Below are 848 nucleotides of genomic sequence, written 5' to 3' on the forward strand. Positions count from 1 at the left end.
TGTCCGGATTTACCTAAACAAACGCCCTACTCACTTTCACATAGACTACCAACGCTATGCTTGCTTAGCCTGCTCCGTCCCCCCATCGCAATTATATCGAGTACAGAAATATTAATCTGTTTCCCATCGACTACGCCTTTCGGCCTCGCCTTAGGGGTCGACTTACCCTACCCTGATTAACATGGGATAGGAACCCTTGGTCTTCCGGCGTGGGAGTTTTTCACTCCCATTATCGTTACTCATGTCAGCATTCGCACTTCTGATACCTCCAGCATACCTCCCGGTACACCTTCAACGGCTTACAGAACGCTCCCCTACCACTCAGAATAAATTCTGAATCCGCAGCTTCGGTGCATAGTTTAGCCCCGTTACATCTTCCGCGCAGACCGACTCGACCAGTGAGCTATTACGCTTTCTTTAAAGGATGGCTGCTTCTAAGCCAACCTCCTGGCTGTCTGGGCCTTTCCACATCGTTTCCCACTTAACTATGACTTTGGGACCTTAGCTGGCGGTCTGGGTTGTTTCCCTCTTCACGACGGACGTTAGCACCCGCCGTGTGTCTCCCGGATATTACTTTACGGTATTCGGAGTTTGCAAAGGGTTGGTAAGTCGGGATGACCCCCTAGCCTTAACAGTGCTCTACCCCCGTAAGTATTCGTCCGAGGCTCTACCTAAATAGATTTCGGGGAGAACCAGCTATCTCCCGGTTTGATTAGCCTTTCACTCCTAGCCACAGGTCATCCCCTAACTTTTCAACGTTAGTGGGTTCGGTCCTCCAGTTGATGTTACTCAACCTTCAACCTGCCCATGGCTAGATCACCGGGTTTCGGGTCTATACCTTGCAACTA

General features: G+C 50.4%; 1 rRNA gene. It reads right to left on the reverse strand.

Going from position 1 to position 848, the window contains the following annotated elements:
• Window positions 1-848 (reverse strand): 23S ribosomal RNA (locus AAEY62_RS20015); the annotation flags it as partial.

Origin of the sequence: Pseudoalteromonas sp. GW168-MNA-CIBAN-0100 (genome assembly GCF_040309225.1) — a bacterium.
GTDB classification, from domain to species: Bacteria; Pseudomonadota; Gammaproteobacteria; order Enterobacterales; family Alteromonadaceae; genus Pseudoalteromonas; species Pseudoalteromonas arctica.